At 69.4% G+C, this 16,525-nt stretch carries 19 protein-coding genes; 13 read left to right on the top strand and 6 right to left on the bottom strand.

Annotated elements, in window-relative coordinates:
- Window positions 1–50: 50 nt before the first annotated feature.
- The 10 genes from JMF97_RS25985 (at window position 51) to JMF97_RS25940 (ending at window position 9,846) form a co-directional block, all read left to right on the top strand.
- A complete protein-coding gene (locus JMF97_RS25985) occupies window positions 51–1,508 on the top strand; it encodes a sugar porter family MFS transporter (RefSeq protein ID WP_203223891.1) in 1,458 nt (485 codons plus the stop codon).
- A gap of 187 nt (window positions 1,509–1,695) precedes the next feature.
- Window positions 1,696–1,998, top strand: a complete 303-nt coding sequence (locus JMF97_RS25980) for an urease subunit gamma (RefSeq protein WP_013732461.1) — start codon at window positions 1,696–1,698, stop codon at window positions 1,996–1,998.
- 32 nt (window positions 1,999–2,030) lie between these two features.
- Window positions 2,031–2,489, top strand: a complete 459-nt coding sequence (locus JMF97_RS25975) for an urease subunit beta (protein WP_013732462.1) — start codon at window positions 2,031–2,033, stop codon at window positions 2,487–2,489.
- Between the two features lie 39 nt (window positions 2,490–2,528).
- On the top strand, window positions 2,529–4,247 hold the full coding sequence (locus tag JMF97_RS25970; RefSeq protein ID WP_203223890.1) for an urease subunit alpha: 1,719 nt from the start codon (window positions 2,529–2,531) through the stop codon (window positions 4,245–4,247).
- Between the two features lie 31 nt (window positions 4,248–4,278).
- On the top strand, window positions 4,279–4,842 hold the full coding sequence (locus JMF97_RS25965; protein ID WP_203223889.1) for an urease accessory protein UreE: 564 nt from the start codon (window positions 4,279–4,281) through the stop codon (window positions 4,840–4,842).
- Between the two features lie 20 nt (window positions 4,843–4,862).
- Window positions 4,863–5,540, top strand: a complete 678-nt coding sequence (locus JMF97_RS25960; protein WP_232510760.1) for an urease accessory protein UreF — start codon at window positions 4,863–4,865, stop codon at window positions 5,538–5,540.
- A gap of 33 nt (window positions 5,541–5,573) precedes the next feature.
- Window positions 5,574–6,203, top strand: coding sequence for an urease accessory protein UreG (ureG, locus tag JMF97_RS25955; RefSeq protein WP_203223888.1), 630 nt, complete (start codon window positions 5,574–5,576; stop codon window positions 6,201–6,203).
- Window positions 6,200–7,120, top strand: coding sequence for an urease accessory protein UreD (locus JMF97_RS25950; RefSeq protein ID WP_203223887.1), 921 nt, complete (start codon window positions 6,200–6,202; stop codon window positions 7,118–7,120). The genes ureG and JMF97_RS25950 overlap by 4 nt, the downstream gene beginning before the upstream one ends.
- A gap of 17 nt (window positions 7,121–7,137) precedes the next feature.
- Complete coding sequence (yut, locus tag JMF97_RS25945; protein ID WP_307817109.1) at window positions 7,138–8,163, top strand: urea transporter; 1,026 nt, start codon at window positions 7,138–7,140, stop codon at window positions 8,161–8,163.
- A 27-nt stretch (window positions 8,164–8,190) separates the two neighbouring features.
- Window positions 8,191–9,846 carry an ammonium transporter gene (locus JMF97_RS25940; protein WP_307817108.1) on the top strand — a complete coding sequence of 552 codons (1,656 nt, stop codon included), beginning with the start codon at window positions 8,191–8,193 and terminating at the stop codon, window positions 9,844–9,846.
- A gap of 31 nt (window positions 9,847–9,877) precedes the next feature.
- On the opposite strand, the gene JMF97_RS25935 is transcribed toward JMF97_RS25940, so the two are convergent.
- Entirely contained in the window at window positions 9,878–10,309 is a 432-nt protein-coding gene (locus JMF97_RS25935) for a cold shock domain-containing protein (RefSeq protein ID WP_203223885.1), read from the bottom strand.
- Between the two features lie 118 nt (window positions 10,310–10,427).
- Here JMF97_RS25935 and JMF97_RS25930 point away from each other — a divergent pair, with 118 nt between their 5' ends.
- Together JMF97_RS25930 and JMF97_RS25925 are read left to right on the top strand one after the other, a co-directional pair.
- Window positions 10,428–10,550 (top strand): 50S ribosomal protein L36, encoded by a 123-nt coding sequence (locus JMF97_RS25930; protein WP_091591861.1) that lies wholly within the window; start codon window positions 10,428–10,430, stop codon window positions 10,548–10,550.
- A gap of 89 nt (window positions 10,551–10,639) precedes the next feature.
- The gene (locus JMF97_RS25925; protein ID WP_203223884.1) at window positions 10,640–11,161 is read left to right on the top strand and encodes a hypothetical protein; all 522 of its coding nucleotides are present in this window, start codon (window positions 10,640–10,642) and stop codon (window positions 11,159–11,161) included.
- Window positions 11,162–11,189: 28 nt separating this feature from the next.
- On the opposite strand, the gene JMF97_RS25920 is transcribed toward JMF97_RS25925, so the two are convergent.
- The 4 genes from JMF97_RS25920 to JMF97_RS25905 all read right to left on the bottom strand — a co-directional run bounded on the left by JMF97_RS25920 (window position 11,190) and on the right by JMF97_RS25905 (window position 15,466).
- Window positions 11,190–12,572: an MBL fold metallo-hydrolase gene (locus JMF97_RS25920; protein WP_203223883.1), complete on the bottom strand. Its 1,383-nt coding sequence runs from the start codon at window positions 12,570–12,572 to the stop codon at window positions 11,190–11,192.
- A 121-nt stretch (window positions 12,573–12,693) separates the two neighbouring features.
- Window positions 12,694–13,119, bottom strand: a complete 426-nt coding sequence (locus JMF97_RS31555; RefSeq protein ID WP_238360125.1) for a carbonic anhydrase — start codon at window positions 13,117–13,119, stop codon at window positions 12,694–12,696.
- Entirely contained in the window at window positions 13,116–14,879 is a 1,764-nt protein-coding gene (locus tag JMF97_RS25910) for a SulP family inorganic anion transporter (RefSeq protein WP_203223882.1), read from the bottom strand. The genes JMF97_RS31555 and JMF97_RS25910 overlap by 4 nt, the downstream gene beginning before the upstream one ends.
- On the bottom strand, window positions 14,876–15,466 hold the full coding sequence (locus JMF97_RS25905; RefSeq protein ID WP_203223881.1) for a rhodanese-like domain-containing protein: 591 nt from the start codon (window positions 15,464–15,466) through the stop codon (window positions 14,876–14,878). Before JMF97_RS25905 ends, JMF97_RS25910 begins: the two co-directional genes overlap by 4 nt.
- A 166-nt stretch (window positions 15,467–15,632) precedes the next feature.
- On the opposite strand from JMF97_RS25905, the gene JMF97_RS25900 reads away from it, so the two are divergent.
- The gene (locus JMF97_RS25900; protein WP_013732478.1) at window positions 15,633–15,899 is read left to right on the top strand and encodes a metal-sensitive transcriptional regulator; all 267 of its coding nucleotides are present in this window, start codon (window positions 15,633–15,635) and stop codon (window positions 15,897–15,899) included.
- A 45-nt stretch (window positions 15,900–15,944) separates the two neighbouring features.
- Here the strand turns inward: JMF97_RS25900 and JMF97_RS25895 are convergent, their stop codons facing one another.
- Window positions 15,945–16,508, bottom strand: coding sequence for a GNAT family N-acetyltransferase (locus JMF97_RS25895; protein WP_203223880.1), 564 nt, complete (start codon window positions 16,506–16,508; stop codon window positions 15,945–15,947).
- Between the last annotated feature and the right edge of the window lie 17 nt (window positions 16,509–16,525).

Here is a 16,525-nt window from a genome sequence, read left to right as displayed (position 1 = left end):
GGGACTTTTCCGTCCAGATCCGTAAACCTCTCATTCTTGCTACAAAAGGGATGAGGTGGTGGTTCCGGGCGGAAGAGGTGACCGTGACAGCGGGTGACAGCGCGGCCGGTCGAACCAAGCCCCCCAGACGCAATCTCGTGGCGATCATCGCTATCGTCGTGCTCTCCGGCGCCTTCTTCGGCTACAACCAGGGCGTCATCAGCGGAACCCTGAGCGACATCCGTCAGGCCTTCCACGCGGACACCTTCGCCGTCGAGGCAGCGGCGAGCTGGGTGACGATCGGCGCGTTGGTCGGTGCGCTGGTCGGTGGTCATCTCGCGGACCGGGTAGGTCGGCGGGGCGCCCTGTGGGTCGCCGCCGCCACGTACATCGTCGGCACGATCGTCCAGGCTGCCGCGCCGAGCATCGCCGTACTGTCCGGTGCGCGGCTGGTGCTCGGCGTGGGTATCGGGGTGGCGTCGGTCGCCGGGCCGATGTTCGCGGCCGAGGCCGCCCCCGAGCGGATCCGGGGCGGGCTGGTGGCGGTCTACCAGCTCTCGATCACCGCCGCGATCTTCATCGGCTACCTCGCCGACGAATTGTTCACCCGATCCGGGTCGTGGCGCTATCTGCTGGGCGTCGCGGTGCTGCTGGGCGTGGCCCTGATCCTGATCACCGTCGTGATACCGGACTCCGCGATCTGGTACCTGCGCCGGGGCGACCGGGATCGGGCGCAGCGTTCGTTGGCGCGTACGGTGCCTCGGGCGAAGGTGCAGTCCAGGCTCCAGGACATGGAGAAGAGCCTGCGGGGCAGGCAGGCGAGCTGGCGGGAGCTGCTGTCTGCGCAGTGGCGGCGGCCGTTGGCACTGGGCATCGGGCTGGCGCTGTTCCAGCAGACGACAGGCATCAACGGCATCATCTACTACGCGGACTCGATCTTCGCGGCGGCCGGCTTCCGGACGGCCGAGGCGCAACTGTCCGCCACGACGTGGGCTATCGGCGCCGTCAACACCGTCTTCGCCGTGGTGGCCGTGGGTCTGCTGGACCGGGTCGGCCGACGTCCGCTGCTGCTGGTGGGGCTGCTGGGTATGGCTGCCGCGCTGGTCATGGTGAGTGTGAGCTTCCTGAAGCTCGGCTCCGGTCGGTCGGGAACCGAGACGCCGGGGCTGCCCGACGCAGGTGTCTTCCTGCTCTCCGGGGTGATCCTGTTCATCGCCTTCTACGCCATGACGATCGGCCCGGCGACCTGGACCATCATCAACGAGATCTATCCCGGCCCGATCCGGGGGCGGTGCGTCGCCATCGCCTCGGCGACCCACTGGGGTGCCGAGTACGTGATCACCCAGTTCTTCCTGAGCCTGCTCGACGCGCTCGGCCGGGCCGGCGTGTTCGCGCTCTTCGCCGGGCTGTGCGCGCTCGGGTTCCTGTTCGTCTGGCGCTACCTGCCCGAGACCAGGGGCAAGACGCTGGAACAGATCCAGGACATGTGGGCCGCCGGCGGCAGGACGCACGGTCACCGAAAGCCTTAAATCCTGCCTCTCGGATCAAACTACCGCAGACCGGTCTAACTAGTCCTACAGTCGGACTTGGCATTCGATAGGTCGATGAGCGGGAACGCCAGACGCGGCAGCAGGGTGGCTCGGCGCGAACCCGTACCGACGGGTCCGCCCAACCGGCCGGCGACGCCATCCGGCGACTGCTGAGAAGGATCAGGAAATGCATCTCACTCCGAGAGAGTTCGACAAGCTCACCATCCTCTCGTTGGCAATGGTGGCCAATGCCCGACGGGCGAAGGGTCTGAAGCTCAATCATCCCGAGTCGGTGGCGGTGATCTGCGCCGCGGCCCTGGAAGGCGCCCGCGAGGGAAAGACCGTCGAAGAGGTCATGAACGACGCGCGCACCGTGCTCAAGGCCGACGACGTGATGCCCGGCGTGGGGGACATGATCCCGATGCTCCAGGTCGAGGCGGTGTTCACCGACGGATCCCGGCTGATCACCATCCACTCGCCCATTCAATGAGGCGCTCCCTTTCGTGACAGAGCGAGGCAGAAATGGCGAAACAACATCCGGGACCGAACTCCAAACACCTCCGCCCGATCGGTGGATACAAGCTCAGCGACCAGCCGTTGGAGCTCAACGCCGGCCGCCCGGTGATCGAAGTCGTCGTGCACAACACCGGTGACCGGCCCATCCAGGTGGGCTCCCACTTCCACTTCTTCGAGGCGAACCGGTACCTCGAATTCGATCGACCGGCCGCCTTCGGCAAACGACTCAACATCCCGGCGACCACGTCGATCCGGTTCGAACCGGGTGACCGCAAGACCGTGCAACTGATCCCGTTCGGAGGTCTGCAACGCGTGTACGGGTTCAACGGCCTGGTCCAGGGCTGGACCGGCGACGACCCGACGCCGCCGGACTACCGACCGGATCGCGCCGAGTCGCTGCACAACGCCAGGACACGCGGCTTCAAGTTCAGCGCGCAGGACCAGGGCGACAACAAGAAGCAGTAGGCGCCGACAAAGCGCGTACGGAACCTGGAGCGGAAGAGAATGAGTCAGATTTCGCGGCAAGAATATGCCGGGATGTACGGCCCCACCACGGGCGACCAGATCCGGTTGGCCGACACCGACCTCTACATCGAGATCGAGAAGGACCTGCGGGTCCTGGGTGACGAGGTCATGTACGGCGGCGGCAAGACCCTGCGGGACGGCATGGGCAGCAGCAGTCAGGCCACCAGCGCCGAGGGGGTGGTGGACCTGGTGATCACCAACGTCACCATCGTGGACGCGCTGCTCGGCGTGATCAAGGCCGACGTCGGCATCAAGGACGGCAGGATCGCCGGGATCGGCAAGGCCGGCAACCCGAACATCATGGACGGGGTCACTCCCGGGCTGGTGACCGGACCGGGAACCGACGCGATCTCCGGTGAGCACCTGATCCTGACCGCGGGCGGCATCGACGCCCACGTCCACCTGGTCACGCCGTTCCAGGTGCAGACGGCGCTCAGCAACGGGGTGACCACCCTCTGGGGTGGCGGCACCGGCCCCACCGACAGCACCAACGGCGTCACCATCACGCCGGGCCCGTGGAACATCCAGAACATGATGCGTGCCTTCGAGACGCTGCCGATCAACATCGGCCTGCTGGGCAAGGGCAACAGCAGCGGGCGGGCGCCGCTGGTGGAGCAGATCATGGCCGGGGTGCCGAGCTTCAAGATCCACGAGGACTGGGGTGCGCCGCCGGCGGTGATCCGCTCGTGCCTGGCCGTCGCCGACGAGTACGACGTGCAGGTCAGCATCCACACCGACACCCTCAACGAGAGCGGCTACATCGAGGACTCGATCGCCGCCTTCGAGGGCCGGACCATCCACACCTTCCACACCGAGGGCGCCGGTGGCGGCCACGCGCCGGACATCATCAAGGTGGCCGGTCAGATGAACGTGCTGCCCGGCTCGACCACGCCCACCGTGCCGTACGGCATCAACAGCCAGTCCGAGCTGTACGACATGATCATGGTTTGCCACAACTTCAACCCGAAGGTCCCCTCCGACGTGGCCTTCGTGGAGAGCCGCATCCGCACCGAGACCATCGCCGCCGAGGACGTACTGCTCGACGAGGGCGTCATCTCGATGATGCAGAGCGACTCGCAGGCCATGGGCCGGGTGGGGGAGACCTGGCTGCGCACCATCCAACTCGCCGGCCAGATGAAGAACGTCCGGGGCAAGCTCGCCGAGGACTCGTCCAGCAACGACAACTTCCGGGTGCTGCGCTACGTCGCCAAGATGACCATCAACCCGGCCATCACCCAGGGCGTCTCGCACGTCATCGGCTCGGTCACCCCGGGCAAGCTGGCCGACCTGGTGCTCTGGGAGCCAGCCTTCTTCGGCGTGAAGCCGAAGATGGTGCTCAAGGGCGGCATGATCGCCTGGTCGATCATGGGCGACCCGAACGCCTCGCTGCCCACGCCGCAGCCGGTCTACTACCGGCCCTCGTTCGGCGCGACCGGCACCCAGGTCGCCAAGAACTGCGTCACCTTCGTCTCCAAGGTCGCCTACGAGAACGGCATCGGCGAACAGCTGGGCCTGCAACGGCAGGTCATGCCGGTCTACCAGTGCCGCAACCTGACCAAGCGGGACATGGTGCGCAACGACCGTACCCCCAAGCTCGAGGTCGACCCGGAGACCTTCGCGGTGAAGATGGACGGCGTCCACGCGACCGTGCCGGCGGCCAAGAACCTCCCCATGAGCCAGCTCTACTTCTTCAGCTGACCCGTACCCGGATCGCGGGAAAGGACGACACATGATCGTGGAATCGGTGCTCGGCAATGTGGCCGAGCCGGACTGGACCGAGCGGCTGAGCAACGCCAAGGTCGACGACCTGGTCCTCGACCAGTGGGAGGCCCAGAAGAGCCGGCTGCGCAAGGCGACGAGCCTCGGCACGGAACTCGCGCTGACCCTGTCGCGGGGCGTACGCCTGCGCGACGGCGACATCCTCGCGTGGGACGAACTCACCGCGACGGCGGTGGTGGCCCGCATCGCGCTCGGCGAGGTGATGGTCGTGCACCTGGACAAGCTGCACGGCGAATCCCTGGACATGGTGATCCGCTCGGCAGTGGAACTCGGTCACGCCATCGGCAACCAGCACTGGCCGGCCGTGGTGAAGGGCACCAAGATGTACGTGCCGCTGACCGTGGACCGCAAGGTCATGGACTCGGTGATGCGGACCCACTCGTTCACCGGCATCTCGCACGAGTTCATCGCCGGTACGGAGGTCATCGCCTACCTCGCCCCGCACGAGTCGCGGCGGTTGTTCGGCGGAGCGGACTCCACCCCGCACACGCACCTGCCCGCCGAGCTCAACTGAAGGAGCCTCTTGTGCCCAGCATGGCCGAGGCGCTGCGGCTGCTCCAGTTCGGCGACTCGGTGTTCCCCGTCGGCGCCTTCTCCTTCTCCAACGGTCTGGAGATGGCCGTCCAGCACGGGACCGTGCACGACCGGAGCAGCCTGCAGGAGTACGTCCGGACGATCACCCGGCTCGCCGCGACGGGCGACGGGGTCGGCGTACTCGTCGGGCACCGTGGCGCGGCCCTCGGCGACCTCGACCAGATCCGGCGGGCGGACGAGGCCGTCCACCTCCGCAAGATCAACGAAGAGATGCGCACCATGTCGGTACGCATGGGTCGCAAGCTCGCCGAGGCGGCCAACCGTGTCATCGGAGAGTCCCTGCTCAAGAAGCGGGCCGGCGAGAGCGACAGCCTCGTCCCGGTGACCTATCCGGTGGCACTGGGCGTGCTCTTCGCCGAACTCGGCGTCGACGAGCAGGGCGCCTTCGCGGCCCACCAGTACGGTGCGGCGTCGATGGTGTTGAGCGCGGCGATCCGGCTGCTGCGGGTGGACCACCTCGACGCACAGTCGATCCTGTTCGCCGTCAACGAGCGGGTCGACGACGACTATCAGGACATCCGCGGCGCCACCCTCGACGACATGCAGGGCTTCGCCCCGCATCTGGACATCCTCGCCGCCGCACACCAGCACGCGCACGTCCGCATGTTCATGAGCTGAACCGCGACTTACTTCGAGAAGGGTCGAGCAGAGATGAAGTCAGCAAGCCGTATCGGCGTGGGTGGCCCGGTGGGCAGCGGCAAGACCGCCATCATCGAGACCGTCGTACCCCGCCTGGTGGAGCAGGGGCTGCGCATCCTGGTCATCACCAACGACGTGGTCACCACGGAGGACGCCAAGCACGTCCGGCGCGCCTTGACCGGGGTGCTGGTCGAAGAGCGCATCGTCGGCGTGGAGACCGGTGCCTGCCCGCACACCGCCGTCCGCGAGGACCCGAGCATGAACCTGGCGGCGGTCGAGGACATGGAGGCGAAGTTCCCCGACAGCGACGTGGTGCTGATCGAGAGCGGCGGCGACAACCTCACCCTGACCTTCAGCCCCGCGCTCGTCGACTACTTCATCTACGTGATCGACGTCGCGGCCGGCGACAAGATCCCGCGCAAGAACGGTCCGGGGATCTCCAAGTCCGACATCCTGGTGATCAACAAGACCGACCTGGCGCCGTACGTCGACGCCGACCTGGACGTGATGGCCCGCGACGCGGAGCTGATGCGCAACGGCAAGCCGTTCGTCTTCACCAACTGCAAGACCGGCGAGGGCGTCGACGAGCTGGTCGACCTGGTGCGTCGCAACGTGCTGTTCGACGCCGAAGTGCTGGCATGACGACATCCCTGGATCTGGTCCGGGAACTCGCGCCGTACCAGGATCAACCGGCTCAGCTGCCCGCCGCCGCGAACGGCAAGGTCGGGATGCTGCGGCTCGGCTTCGAACGGCGCGGCGACCGGACCATCCTGCGCGACCTCTACCGACAGTCGCCGCTGCTGGTGCAGCGGGCACTGTACTGGGACGAGGAGATGCCCGGGCTGCCGTGCGTGATGATCCTGACCACCTCCGGCGGGGTGCTCCAGGGCGACCGGCTGTCCATGGACGTCGACCTGGGCCCCGAGGCGCAGGCGCACCTGGTCACCCAGTCCGCCACCAAGATCCAGGAGATGGACGCCAACTACGGCACCCAGCAGCAGAACATCACCCTCGCCGACGACGCCTACCTGGAGTTCCTGCCGGAGCCGGTGATCCCGTTCCGACGCAGCCGGTTCGTCTCGCACACCCGGGTACGGCTGCCGGCCAGCGCCACCCTGCTCTACGCCGAGGTGCTCCAGCCCGGCCGCAAGTACTACCGCGACGGGGAACTCTTCGCCTACGACCTGTTCTCCTCCCAGCTGCGGGCGGAGCGGCCCGACGGGCGGGGACTGTTCGTGGAGAAGTTCGTCATCTCGCCCGGCCAGTTCCCGGTCGACCGGATCGCGATGATGGACCGCTTCCACGTCTTCGGCAACGTCATGCTGCTGACCGACACCGACCGGGCCGCGCGCGTCTACGAACGGACCGCCGCCCCCGTCTGGGACGAGCAGACCCCGCTGGCCAGCGCGGTCAGCCGCCTGCCCAACGACGCGGGTCTCGTCTTCAAGGTCCTCGGCCAGGAGACCGAGCCCGTCCGGGCGGCGGTCCGGGCGTTCTGCGCCGCCGCCCGCGAAGAGGTGGTTGGCTGCACCTTCCCACCCGCCTTCAGTTGGCGCTGATCGGACAGGAGATCGACGTGACGGCGATCGCGCGGCGCTGGGACGGGTTGGCCGACCACAACCCACTCGTCCAGTTCATCGACGCCTGCCTGCGCGGACCGGCGCAGGTGGTGTTCCAGAACAATCCCCTCACCGGCCTGATCATCCTCATCGCGGTCGCCTGGGGCGCGTTCGACAGCGGGCATCCCCGGATCTTCGGTGGTGGCGTGCTCGGGCTGGTCGTCGGCACCGCGACCGCGCTGGCACTCCAGGTCGACCGGGCCTCCTGGCGCAAGGGACTGTTCGGGTTCAGCCCTTTCCTGACGGGCATCGCCGTACCGACGTTTCTGGATCAACGACCCCTGATGTGGCTCTACCTGGTGCTCGGTGCCGCGGGAACCACGGTGGTGACGCTCGCCCTCAACGCGGTGTTCAAACGGTGGGGTCTGACCGCGTTCACCTTTCCCTTCGTGCTCACCACCTGGGTGCTGCTGCTGGCCGCGTACCAGTTCGACCGGTTCACCGTGCTGACCCAGTTGACGCCGAAGTTCCCCGGCGAGGGGACGCTGACCGGCGGGTACTTCGACTGGGACCTGGTGCCGATCTTCCTGCGCGGCATCTCCCAGGTCTTCCTGATCAACAGTTGGGTCAGCGGGCTGCTGATCATCATCGCGCTGCTGATCAACTCCCGCTGGTCGGCGGTCTTCGCCATCGTCGGCACGGTCGGTGCGACGCTGCTCGCGCTCTGGTTCGGCGCCGACGGCACGAGCCTCGACAAGGGACTGTTCGGCTTCAACGCCGTACTGACCGCGATCGCCGTGGGCGCGGTGCTGCACCGGCCGGGCCTGCTGGTGACCGGATACACCCTGTTCGGGATCGCGTTGACGCTGTTCATCCAGATGGCGATGACCTCCATGCTGACCCCGTTGGGCATCCCGGTGCTGACCGGCCCGTTCAACGTCGCCACCTGGCTGCTGTTGCTGCCCGACCGGCATTTCGCGCCGGTGCCCAATCACGAGCGGGTCAAGGAGACCGTCGTGTCGTCCGTCCGGCGTTCGGTCTGACCGACCGTACGCAGAAAGGGGCAGGTCGTGTCCGCTGATGTCGCGGTGAATCCGGGGGACACCGCCTGGGTGTTGGTCTGCACGGGGCTGGTGCTGTTCATGACGCCCGGCCTGGCCGTCTTCTACGGCGGGATGGTGCGCAGCCGCAACGTCCTGGCCATGTTGCAGCAGAACATGATCGCCCTCGGGGTGGTCAGCCTGACCTGGGTGTTCGTCGGCTACACGATCGCCTTCGGCGACGACGCCGGCAGCGGCCTGTTCGGCAACCTCGAACTGTTCGGGCTGACCGACCTGAAGGTGCCGCCCGCCCCGCACCTGCACGTGGTCGACGCCCGGATCACCATTCCGGCGCTGGCCTTCGTCGCGTACCAGATGATGTTCGCGGTGATCACGCCCGCGCTGGTCACCGGCGCCACCGCGGGCCGGTTGAAGTTCGGCGGCTGGGTGCTGTTCCTGGCGATCTGGTCCATCGTGGTCTACGCGCCGATCGCGCACTGGCTCTGGCATCCCGGCGGCTGGTTGGCGAAGCTCGGTACGCAGGACTGGGCCGGCGGGATGGTCGTGCACGCCAGTGCCGGCGCGGCCGTGGTCGCGGTACTGCTGGTCGTCGGTCGACGCAAGAACTGGCCGCACGCCGCGGCACCGCCCAACTCGATCCCGCTGACCATCCTCGGCGCCGGGATCCTCTGGTTCGGCTGGTTCGGCTTCAACGGTGGCGACGGGCTCCAGGCCAACGGGGTGGCCGCCCAGGCGGTGCTGAACACCCATCTCGCCGCCGCCGCCGGGATGCTCGTCTGGCTGCTGGTGGAGCGGTTCTCCGACGGCCACAGCACGGTGGTCGGCGGGGTCTCGGGCGCGGTCGCGGGGCTCGCGACGGTCACCCCGACCGCCGGGTACGTCAACACGCTCTCCGCCATCGCGATCGGTGCGATCGCCGGCCTGGTCTGCCACTTCGCGTTGCGACTGAAGTACCTGCTGCGGCTCGACGACGCGCTCGACGTCCTCGCGGTGCACTTCGTCGGCGGCATGCTCGGCTCGCTGCTGCTCGGCCTGTTCGGCGACCAGGGCATCAACCCGCTCGGCCGCGACGGACTCTTCCACGGCGGTGGCGGAGGCCTGCTGTGGGACCAACTCGTCGGGGTGGTCAGCGTGGTGGCCTTCTCGTTCGTGCTGACCTGGCTGATCGCCGCCGGGATCCAGGCGGTGGTCGGCCTGCGGGTGCCCGACAAGGACCAGGACCGGCTCGACCAGGCGCAGCAGGGCACCGACGCGTACCACCTGGGCGGTGTGACGAGCCTGGCCGCGCCGGGCGGAGCACGACGACGTCCCGGGCCGGCCGGGTCGGGCGGTGCTGGTGCGGCACCGGTGCCCGCCGGGCATCCGGTCAAGCTGGTCAGCGCGCTGCTCGACCCGTCCCGGGTGGCCGACAGCGGGATGCTGCGCGAGGAACTGCTCGGTGCCGGCGCGATCTCGCTCACCGTCTCCGACACCACCGCGGCGACCGAGGGGACGGTGCGCCAGGTGCTGCCGCGCGGCTACTGGCAGGAGCAGCCACTGCTGGCCCGACTGCGGCTCGACGTGCTGGTGCCCGCGGAGTCCGAGCAGGCCGTCGTCGACCTGCTCTCCCGCTACGAGCCGCGCCTGGTCTGGGCGTCCGACGTGGCACCGGTGGTGGTCACGTAGCTGTCGCGCGGCACCGACCCGACCGGACCGGTCAGCCGTCGACCCAGCCGTGGGCGCGGCTGAACTCGGCGAACCGCTCCCGTACCGCGATGATCTGGGCACCGGTCAACGACGGTGAGCAGCGCAGCAGCAGTTCCGTCACCGCGGTGGTGAACTCGGTGGGGGACAGGACGTCGCACAACTCTTCGTCGCCCTCGACGCGCGGGCGCAGCCGCCGTTCGCCACCGACCGCCACCGGCTCCGACTCGACGATCCGCACCGACGCGGCCTTCAGGCCACGATCGCTGTCCACGGCCTCGAACTCGACAGGTAGGCCGACCCGCACCAGGTGGCGGTGCTCGCCGAAGTCGTTGGCGTGGACGAAGACGTCCTCCCCGCCGGCGGACGGCGCGATGAACCCGTAGCCGCGAACCTCGTCAAACCGGATTATCTTTCCCACTGCAGCCACAACTACCCACCCCATACTCAACGCACACTCACCAGGTCCCGCTCTCGGCAGGCTATCCGGTCCGGGTGCGGCGGGGGAATCCCGCAGGTCGAGGAGGCGTTCCCCCAGGCATCCGACACCGAGGAGGGACACCATGAAGGTACGCAGCTCCCTGCGCTCGCTGAAGCAGAAGCCGGGTTCGGTGGTGGTACGCCGCCGGGGCCGGGTGGTCGTGGTGAACCGCGCCAACCCGCAGTGGAAGAGCCGCCAGGGCTGACCGAGCCCCGGCGGTTTCCGCCGGTTTCCGGCGACGATGTCCGGTAGATCGGACGGCCGGACATTGACAGCCGGAACTAGTCTCGCGACATGTCAGCTTCGGGGCGCGAACCGCAGCCGGCGACCAATCTCGTCTGGGCCCCCGACGACGTGCGCGCCGGCATCGAGCAACACATCCAGCCACAGCAGAGCCCGCCGGGACGGGCAGCGCGGGCAGCGACGACGGCGTTCGTATTCGTCGCGCTGCCCGCTTTCGTCGTCTTCACGGCCACGACCCTCGTCGCGCCGTCGGTGACCGACGACGCCGGCATCGGCCGGGTCGCCCTCTGGGCCGGGCAGGTGGCCGTACTGATCGCGCTCGGCGCGGCGGTCGGTGCGTTGCGTACGCCTGCCGACCAGCCGGAACCGCCCACCACCTGGTCGATCGTGCGACGCCTCGGGTGGCACCTGCTGTCCACCGGCGCCTGCGCCGCGTTGGTGCTGGCGCTGCACGGGCTCGCCGTCGGCCAGATCCTCACGTTGGCGCTGCTGCTCGTCGGCGTGCTGCATCTGGTGCCGCTGGCCGTGGCGCGGCTGCTGAGCAGGGCGGCCGGTCGGGGCCGGGCGGCGTAGCGACCCGGCCCCCGAACCGACCGCATCCTCAGCGCGCGGCGGCGTGCAGCGACTGCCAGGCGGCGTACCCGCCGAGCAGATCGGAGACGTCGACCCGGCCGGCGCTGCGCAGCAGGCTGGCCGCGACCGAGGAGCGGTAGCCACCGGCGCAGTGCACGACGATCGGCCGCTCGGTCGGCACCTCGTCGAGGCGGCGGGTCAACTCGGCCAGGGGGATGTGCAGCGAGCCCTCGACCGCGCCCTGCTCCCGTTCGCCCGCGTTGCGCACGTCGAGCACCACGGGCGGCTCGGGGCGTTCCTGCGCCTCGCGCAGCTCGGTGGCGGTGACCCGGCTGGCCCGGGTCATCTCGGCGATCATCTCCAGGAAGGCGGCCTCCGGCTCGCGGAGGTAGCCGAGCACCTGGTCGAATCCGATCCGGGCGAGGCGGACGACGATCTCCTCCTCGCGGTCCTGCGGCGCCACCACCAACACCCGGTGCTCCGGGGAGAGGACGCTGCCGGCGGTCTCGGCGAACCGGCCGTCGGCCGGGATGTTGATCGCACCGCGCAGGTGGCCGGTGGCGAACTCCTGTGGGTCGCGGGTGTCGACGACCACCGCGCCCTCGGCGTGGGCCTGAGCGAACTCCGCCGCGGTGAGCGGGCGGGCGGCCCGGTGCGGGTCGAACAGCTCGCGGGCCTTGCGGTTGAGCACGGCGTCGAAGGCGAAGTAGCCGGGCGCGGCCGGCTGTCCGCCGGTGACCAGGGCGACGAACTGCTCCTCGCTCATCGGGGCGCAGGCGTAATTCGTGCGGCGCTGTTCACCGATGGTGGACTGCCGTTCGGTGGACAGGTTCTTGCCGCAGGCCGAACCGGCGCCGTGGGCCGGGAAGACGCGCACCTCGTCGGGCAGGCCCATCAGCTTGCGTTGGACGCTGTCGTAGAGCATCCGGCCCAGCTCGTCGGCGGTCACGCCGAGCGAGGCGAGCAGGTCGGGGCGGCCGACGTCACCGATGAACAGCGCGTCGCCGGTCAGCACCCCGTACGGCACCGGGTCGTCGGCGTGCTCGTGGACCAGGATGCTGATCGACTCCGGGGTGTGGCCCGGGGTCTCCATGATCTCCAGGGTCACCTCGCCGAGGCTGATCCGCTCCCCGTCGCGCAGCTTGCGGATCGGGTACTCGGTCTCGGCCCGGTGGCCGTAGCCGATCCAGGCGCCGGTGGCCGCCGCCACCTCCAGGTGGCCGGCGAGGAAGTCGGCGTGGAAGTGGGTGTTGATCACCCCGTCGATGGTCAGGCCGCGGGCCCGGGCGTCGGCGAGGTATTCCTCGATGTCCCGGCGCGGGTCGACCAGCACGGCACGCTTGGTGCCCTCGTCGGCGATCAGGTACGACGCCTGGGACAGGCAGTCCAGGTAGTACTGGGTGAACAGCATTTCTGCCAACTCCTTAACAGTGACGGCGGCGGATGTACCGCCTCCTAATGTATACCCCCCGGGGTATCCGAACGACAGTCGTGAACAATGCAACTTCGGGCCACCCGTACGGTGTCTCGCGCTACGCCGGTGGCCGGGGCGCGGGCGAGACCTCCGCGACGAGTTCGGGATCCCAGCAGCGCTCCCCGCACTGGCCGGCGTGCACCGCGAGGATCCGGGTGTCGGGCAACCGTCGCGCGAGTCGGGCCACGCTCCGGCGGAGCTGGTCGCGATGCTCCTCGGCGGACACCGGATTGCCCGCGCAGTCGGCGTGCCCGGCGATGACCAGCGTGCCGCTGCCATGAGCCTGCTGCGACACCGCCACCTTCTCCAGTACGGCGGTCAACCGTTGTTCACCGGTCGAGGCCAGCACCGCAGCAGGTCCCGGCTCCGTGATCGTGTCGAGGTAGTCGACGCCGAGGTGTTGTCGTACCCACTCGTCGAGCGGGCGCTGGATGCGCCCGTCGATGCAGGTCACCATCGTGGCGAAGCGATGCGATTGGGTCACTGCACCTCCCGGTCCGCGCCGCCACCGACCACCGCGAGGGTCGTCCTGTCCCCGGCGGGAGTGCCTTCGGCGGCCGCCAGGGCGGTGGGGATGTCGGGGTGCACGTGGCCCGCGTCGCGGACCGATCGCCACACCCCGGCGCGATCGAGCAGATCGCGCACCGGTCCCCGGACGGTGGCCAGATGCAGCACCACGTCGTGCCCGGCGAGTCGTTCGCGCAGCTCCGCCAGGGCGGTCGCGCCGTCGGTGTCGATGTCGGTGATCGCACTGGCGTCCAACACGATGGCCGCCAGTCCGGTCCGTTGTCCGGCCATGGTGAGCAGCTGGTCGGACAGCCGTTGGGCGTTGGCGAAGTAGAGCGGGCCGTCGACCCGGACCACCGCGAACCGTGGGTCGGTGAGCAGGCCGGGGAACCGCTGCACGTTGCGGTACCGGTCGGTGTCCGGCACCCGGCCGAGTTCGGCGGTGTGCGGCCGGGCGGAGCGCCACACGAAGACCCCGAGGCTGAACGCCACGCCCGCGGCGAGCCCCGGCTCGACCCCGACGAGCAGGGTGACCAGGAAGGTCAGGGCCAGTGCCAGGCCGTCGGTACGGCGTACCCGCCAGGTGGTGGCCGCACCCTTGCGGTCCACCAGGCCGAGCACGGCGACCACCACGATCGCGGCGAGCACCGCCCGGGGCAGGTGGTGGAAGGCCGGCGTCAGCAGCAGCGCGGTGAGCGCCACCATCGCCGCGGTCACCAGCGTCGCCACCGGCGTACGAGCGCCGGCGGAGAAGTTGACGGCGCTGCGGGACAGCCCGCCGGCCACCGGGAACGCCTGGAACAGACCGGCCGACAGGTTGGCCGCGCCCACCGCCACCAGTTCCCGGTCCGGGCCGACCTGCTGGCGGGACTTCGCGGCGAGCGTCTTGGCCACCGCGATGCCCTCCAGGTACGCCACCAGCGCGATGGCGATCGCCGCCGGCAGCAGCGCCTGGACGTCCTGGCCGGACAGGGTCGGCAGCGCGGGTACCGGCAGGCCCGCCGGCACGTTCGAGAGGATCTTGACGCCTCGGTCGCCGAACGAGAACGCGGCGCTGACCGCGGTGATGCCGGCGACCACGAGCAGCGCGCCGGGCAGCCGTGGTGCGTACCGGCGCAGCAGCACCAGCGCGGCGACGCTGACCAACGACACGATGATGGTCAGGCCGTGTGCGGTGGTGGCCGCGCCCCACAGCGCCGCGACGATCTCGGGGAAGGTCTCCGCGCGGCCCATGTTCAGCCCGAACAGGTCCTTGACCTGGCTGGCGGCGATGACGATCGCGGCCGCCGAGGTGAACCCGGACAGCACCGGATGGGACATGAAGTTGACCAGCACCCCGAGTCGCAGCACCCCGAGCAGCACCTGGATGCCGCCGACCAGCAGCGCGAGCAGGGCGGCCAGCGCGGCGTACCGGGCCGGGTCACCGTCGGCCCGACCGGCGAGCGCCGCGCTGGTCATCAGCGCGGTGATGGCCACCGGGCCGACGGCGAGGGAGCCGGAGGTGCCGAGCAGGGCGTAGACCACCAGCGGCACGATCGAGGCGTACAGGCCGGTCACCGGCGGCATTCCGGCCAGGGTGGCGTACGCCATGCTCTGCGGCACCAACATGACGGCCACGGTCAGACCGGCTACCAGGTCGTGCCGGAAGATCTTCCGGTCATAGTGGCGCAACCACCCCACCAACGGCACCACTCGGGCCAGGCCCGAGCGGTCCTGTGTCGGATAGGTCGAGTTCATGCCCGCAGCCCCGGTGCGCGCAGCCGGGCGAGGGAGGCGTCGACGTCGCAGGTGGCGCCCCGGTTGTACGGCAGCTTGGTCAGCATCATGCCCATGGCGCAGGTGTTGCTCAGCGCGGCGAAGGTCAGGCCGGCCCCGATGAACCCGGCCACGAAGCGCGCCGCCGGCACCCAGATGCTGATCACGATCGACAGCAGGACGATGGCACCGGCCACCAGGCGCACCTGGCGCTCCAGGCTCCACCGCTCACGGCCCCGCTCGACCGGACCGCCCGCGGTGATCCAGGCGTTCATCCCGCCGGTGACCACGGTGGCGGCGGGCAGTCCGGCGTTGGCCAGCTTGGTGCACGCCTGGGTGGCCCGGGCGCCGGACTGGCAGATCAGCAGCATCCGGCCACCGGCGTCTTCGACGATCCGCCCCAGGTGCGCGTCGACCTGGTCCAGCGGCAGGTTGATCGAGCCGGGCACGTGGGCGCTGTCGTATTCCCCGGGTGTGCGCACGTCCACGATCAACGTGTCGGGGTTGTTGGCGATCAGGGCGCGGGCGGTGGCGACGTCGACAGCGGGTGACGCATTCTTGGCACTCATGTGGCTACTCCTTGGTGATCCGTGGCATGGATACCCCCGGGGGTATCTGAACCGAGTATGGCCGAGCCGGCCGGCGACGGCAAACCGACGAAGGTCACCGATGGGCACAGGTCAGGCGTATACCCCCGGGTGTACCGTTGATTCGGGCCGATCGAGAGGGGGGAACATGCAGGTAGACGAGAATGCGGTCGATGACGTGATCAAGCGACTGCGCCGTGCCGAGGGGCAGATCCGAGGTGTCATCGGAATGCTCGAAGACGGGCGGGACTGCGCCGAGGTGGTGACTCAGCTCGCAGCCGTGTCGCGCGCCCTGGACCGCGCCGGCTTCAAGATCATTGCGAGTGGTCTCCAGCAGTGCGTCACCGCCGCACCGGGCGAGGAGCGCAAGGCCAACCTCGACCAGATGGAGAAGCTCTTCCTGTCGCTGGCCTGACCGAACCGGTCAGCGCCTCACCTCAACCGGTCGGCGGTGGGCTGATCACTGCCGCATCACCCAGATCGGCAGGGGCTCGTCGACCCGGCCAACGACCTGCCACCCGGCCCGGCGATAGAACTCGACGTTGGCCGGGTTGCTGGTCTCCAGGATCGCGGGCAGGCCGTCGGCGGCGGCCCGCCGCAGACCGGCCGCCATCACCGCCCGCCCCAGCCCGCGCCCGGCGCTGTCCGGGCGGGTCCCCAGCACACCGAGGTACCAGTACGGCTCGGCCGGCAGGGCGGCGTGCACCGCGTCGTCGTAGGCGCGGGTGCGGGCCAGCGCGTCGGCGGGCAGGTGGGTTTCGAGCAGGTCGGTCGAGGTCGGATCACCGCCGGAGGGCGGCTGCCAGACCGCGGTCGAGGCACCCGGCCCGATCGTCCAGATCGTGCCCAGCCCGACCCGCTTGTCGAAGAGGTGGCCGAAGAACACGGCGGCCAACCGCGGGTAGTCGTGCGGGTCGGGGAAGAGATGACGCAGCACCGGGTCGTCCGCGAAGGCGGCGACGAGAGCGCTGACCACCTGCGGACGATCCGCCGCAGTGGCGGTCAGGACCTCGGTCGACGACACGGGTTCGCACTGTAGCC

This window comes from Micromonospora fiedleri (assembly GCF_016774385.1).
Lineage (GTDB): Bacteria > Actinomycetota > Actinomycetes > Mycobacteriales > Micromonosporaceae > Micromonospora > Micromonospora gifhornensis.
The sequence above is the reverse complement of the archived record's forward strand: the minus strand, read 5'-3'. Positions and strand labels throughout refer to the sequence as shown.

What these genes read in the sequence shown, in the direction of transcription:
- JMF97_RS25985 (WP_203223891.1), top strand. Translation starts at nt 51, where the DNA reads ATGAGGTGGTGGTTCCGGGCGGAAGAGGTGACCGTGACAGCGGGTGAC.
- JMF97_RS25980 (WP_013732461.1), top strand. Translation starts at nt 1,696, where the DNA reads ATGCATCTCACTCCGAGAGAGTTCGACAAGCTCACCATCCTCTCGTTG.
- JMF97_RS25975 (WP_013732462.1), top strand. Translation starts at nt 2,031, where the DNA reads ATGGCGAAACAACATCCGGGACCGAACTCCAAACACCTCCGCCCGATC.
- JMF97_RS25970 (WP_203223890.1), top strand. Translation starts at nt 2,529, where the DNA reads ATGAGTCAGATTTCGCGGCAAGAATATGCCGGGATGTACGGCCCCACC.
- JMF97_RS25965 (WP_203223889.1), top strand. Translation starts at nt 4,279, where the DNA reads ATGATCGTGGAATCGGTGCTCGGCAATGTGGCCGAGCCGGACTGGACC.
- JMF97_RS25960 (WP_232510760.1), top strand. Translation starts at nt 4,863, where the DNA reads ATGGCCGAGGCGCTGCGGCTGCTCCAGTTCGGCGACTCGGTGTTCCCC.
- ureG (WP_203223888.1), top strand. Translation starts at nt 5,574, where the DNA reads ATGAAGTCAGCAAGCCGTATCGGCGTGGGTGGCCCGGTGGGCAGCGGC.
- JMF97_RS25950 (WP_203223887.1), top strand. Translation starts at nt 6,200, where the DNA reads ATGACGACATCCCTGGATCTGGTCCGGGAACTCGCGCCGTACCAGGAT.
- JMF97_RS25935 (WP_203223885.1), bottom strand. Translation starts at nt 10,309, where the DNA reads ATGGGGTGGGTAGTTGTGGCTGCAGTGGGAAAGATAATCCGGTTTGAC.
- JMF97_RS25930 (WP_091591861.1), top strand. Translation starts at nt 10,428, where the DNA reads ATGAAGGTACGCAGCTCCCTGCGCTCGCTGAAGCAGAAGCCGGGTTCG.
- JMF97_RS25925 (WP_203223884.1), top strand. Translation starts at nt 10,640, where the DNA reads ATGTCAGCTTCGGGGCGCGAACCGCAGCCGGCGACCAATCTCGTCTGG.
- JMF97_RS25920 (WP_203223883.1), bottom strand. Translation starts at nt 12,572, where the DNA reads ATGCTGTTCACCCAGTACTACCTGGACTGCCTGTCCCAGGCGTCGTAC.
- JMF97_RS25910 (WP_203223882.1), bottom strand. Translation starts at nt 14,879, where the DNA reads ATGAACTCGACCTATCCGACACAGGACCGCTCGGGCCTGGCCCGAGTG.
- JMF97_RS25905 (WP_203223881.1), bottom strand. Translation starts at nt 15,466, where the DNA reads ATGAGTGCCAAGAATGCGTCACCCGCTGTCGACGTCGCCACCGCCCGC.
- JMF97_RS25900 (WP_013732478.1), top strand. Translation starts at nt 15,633, where the DNA reads ATGCAGGTAGACGAGAATGCGGTCGATGACGTGATCAAGCGACTGCGC.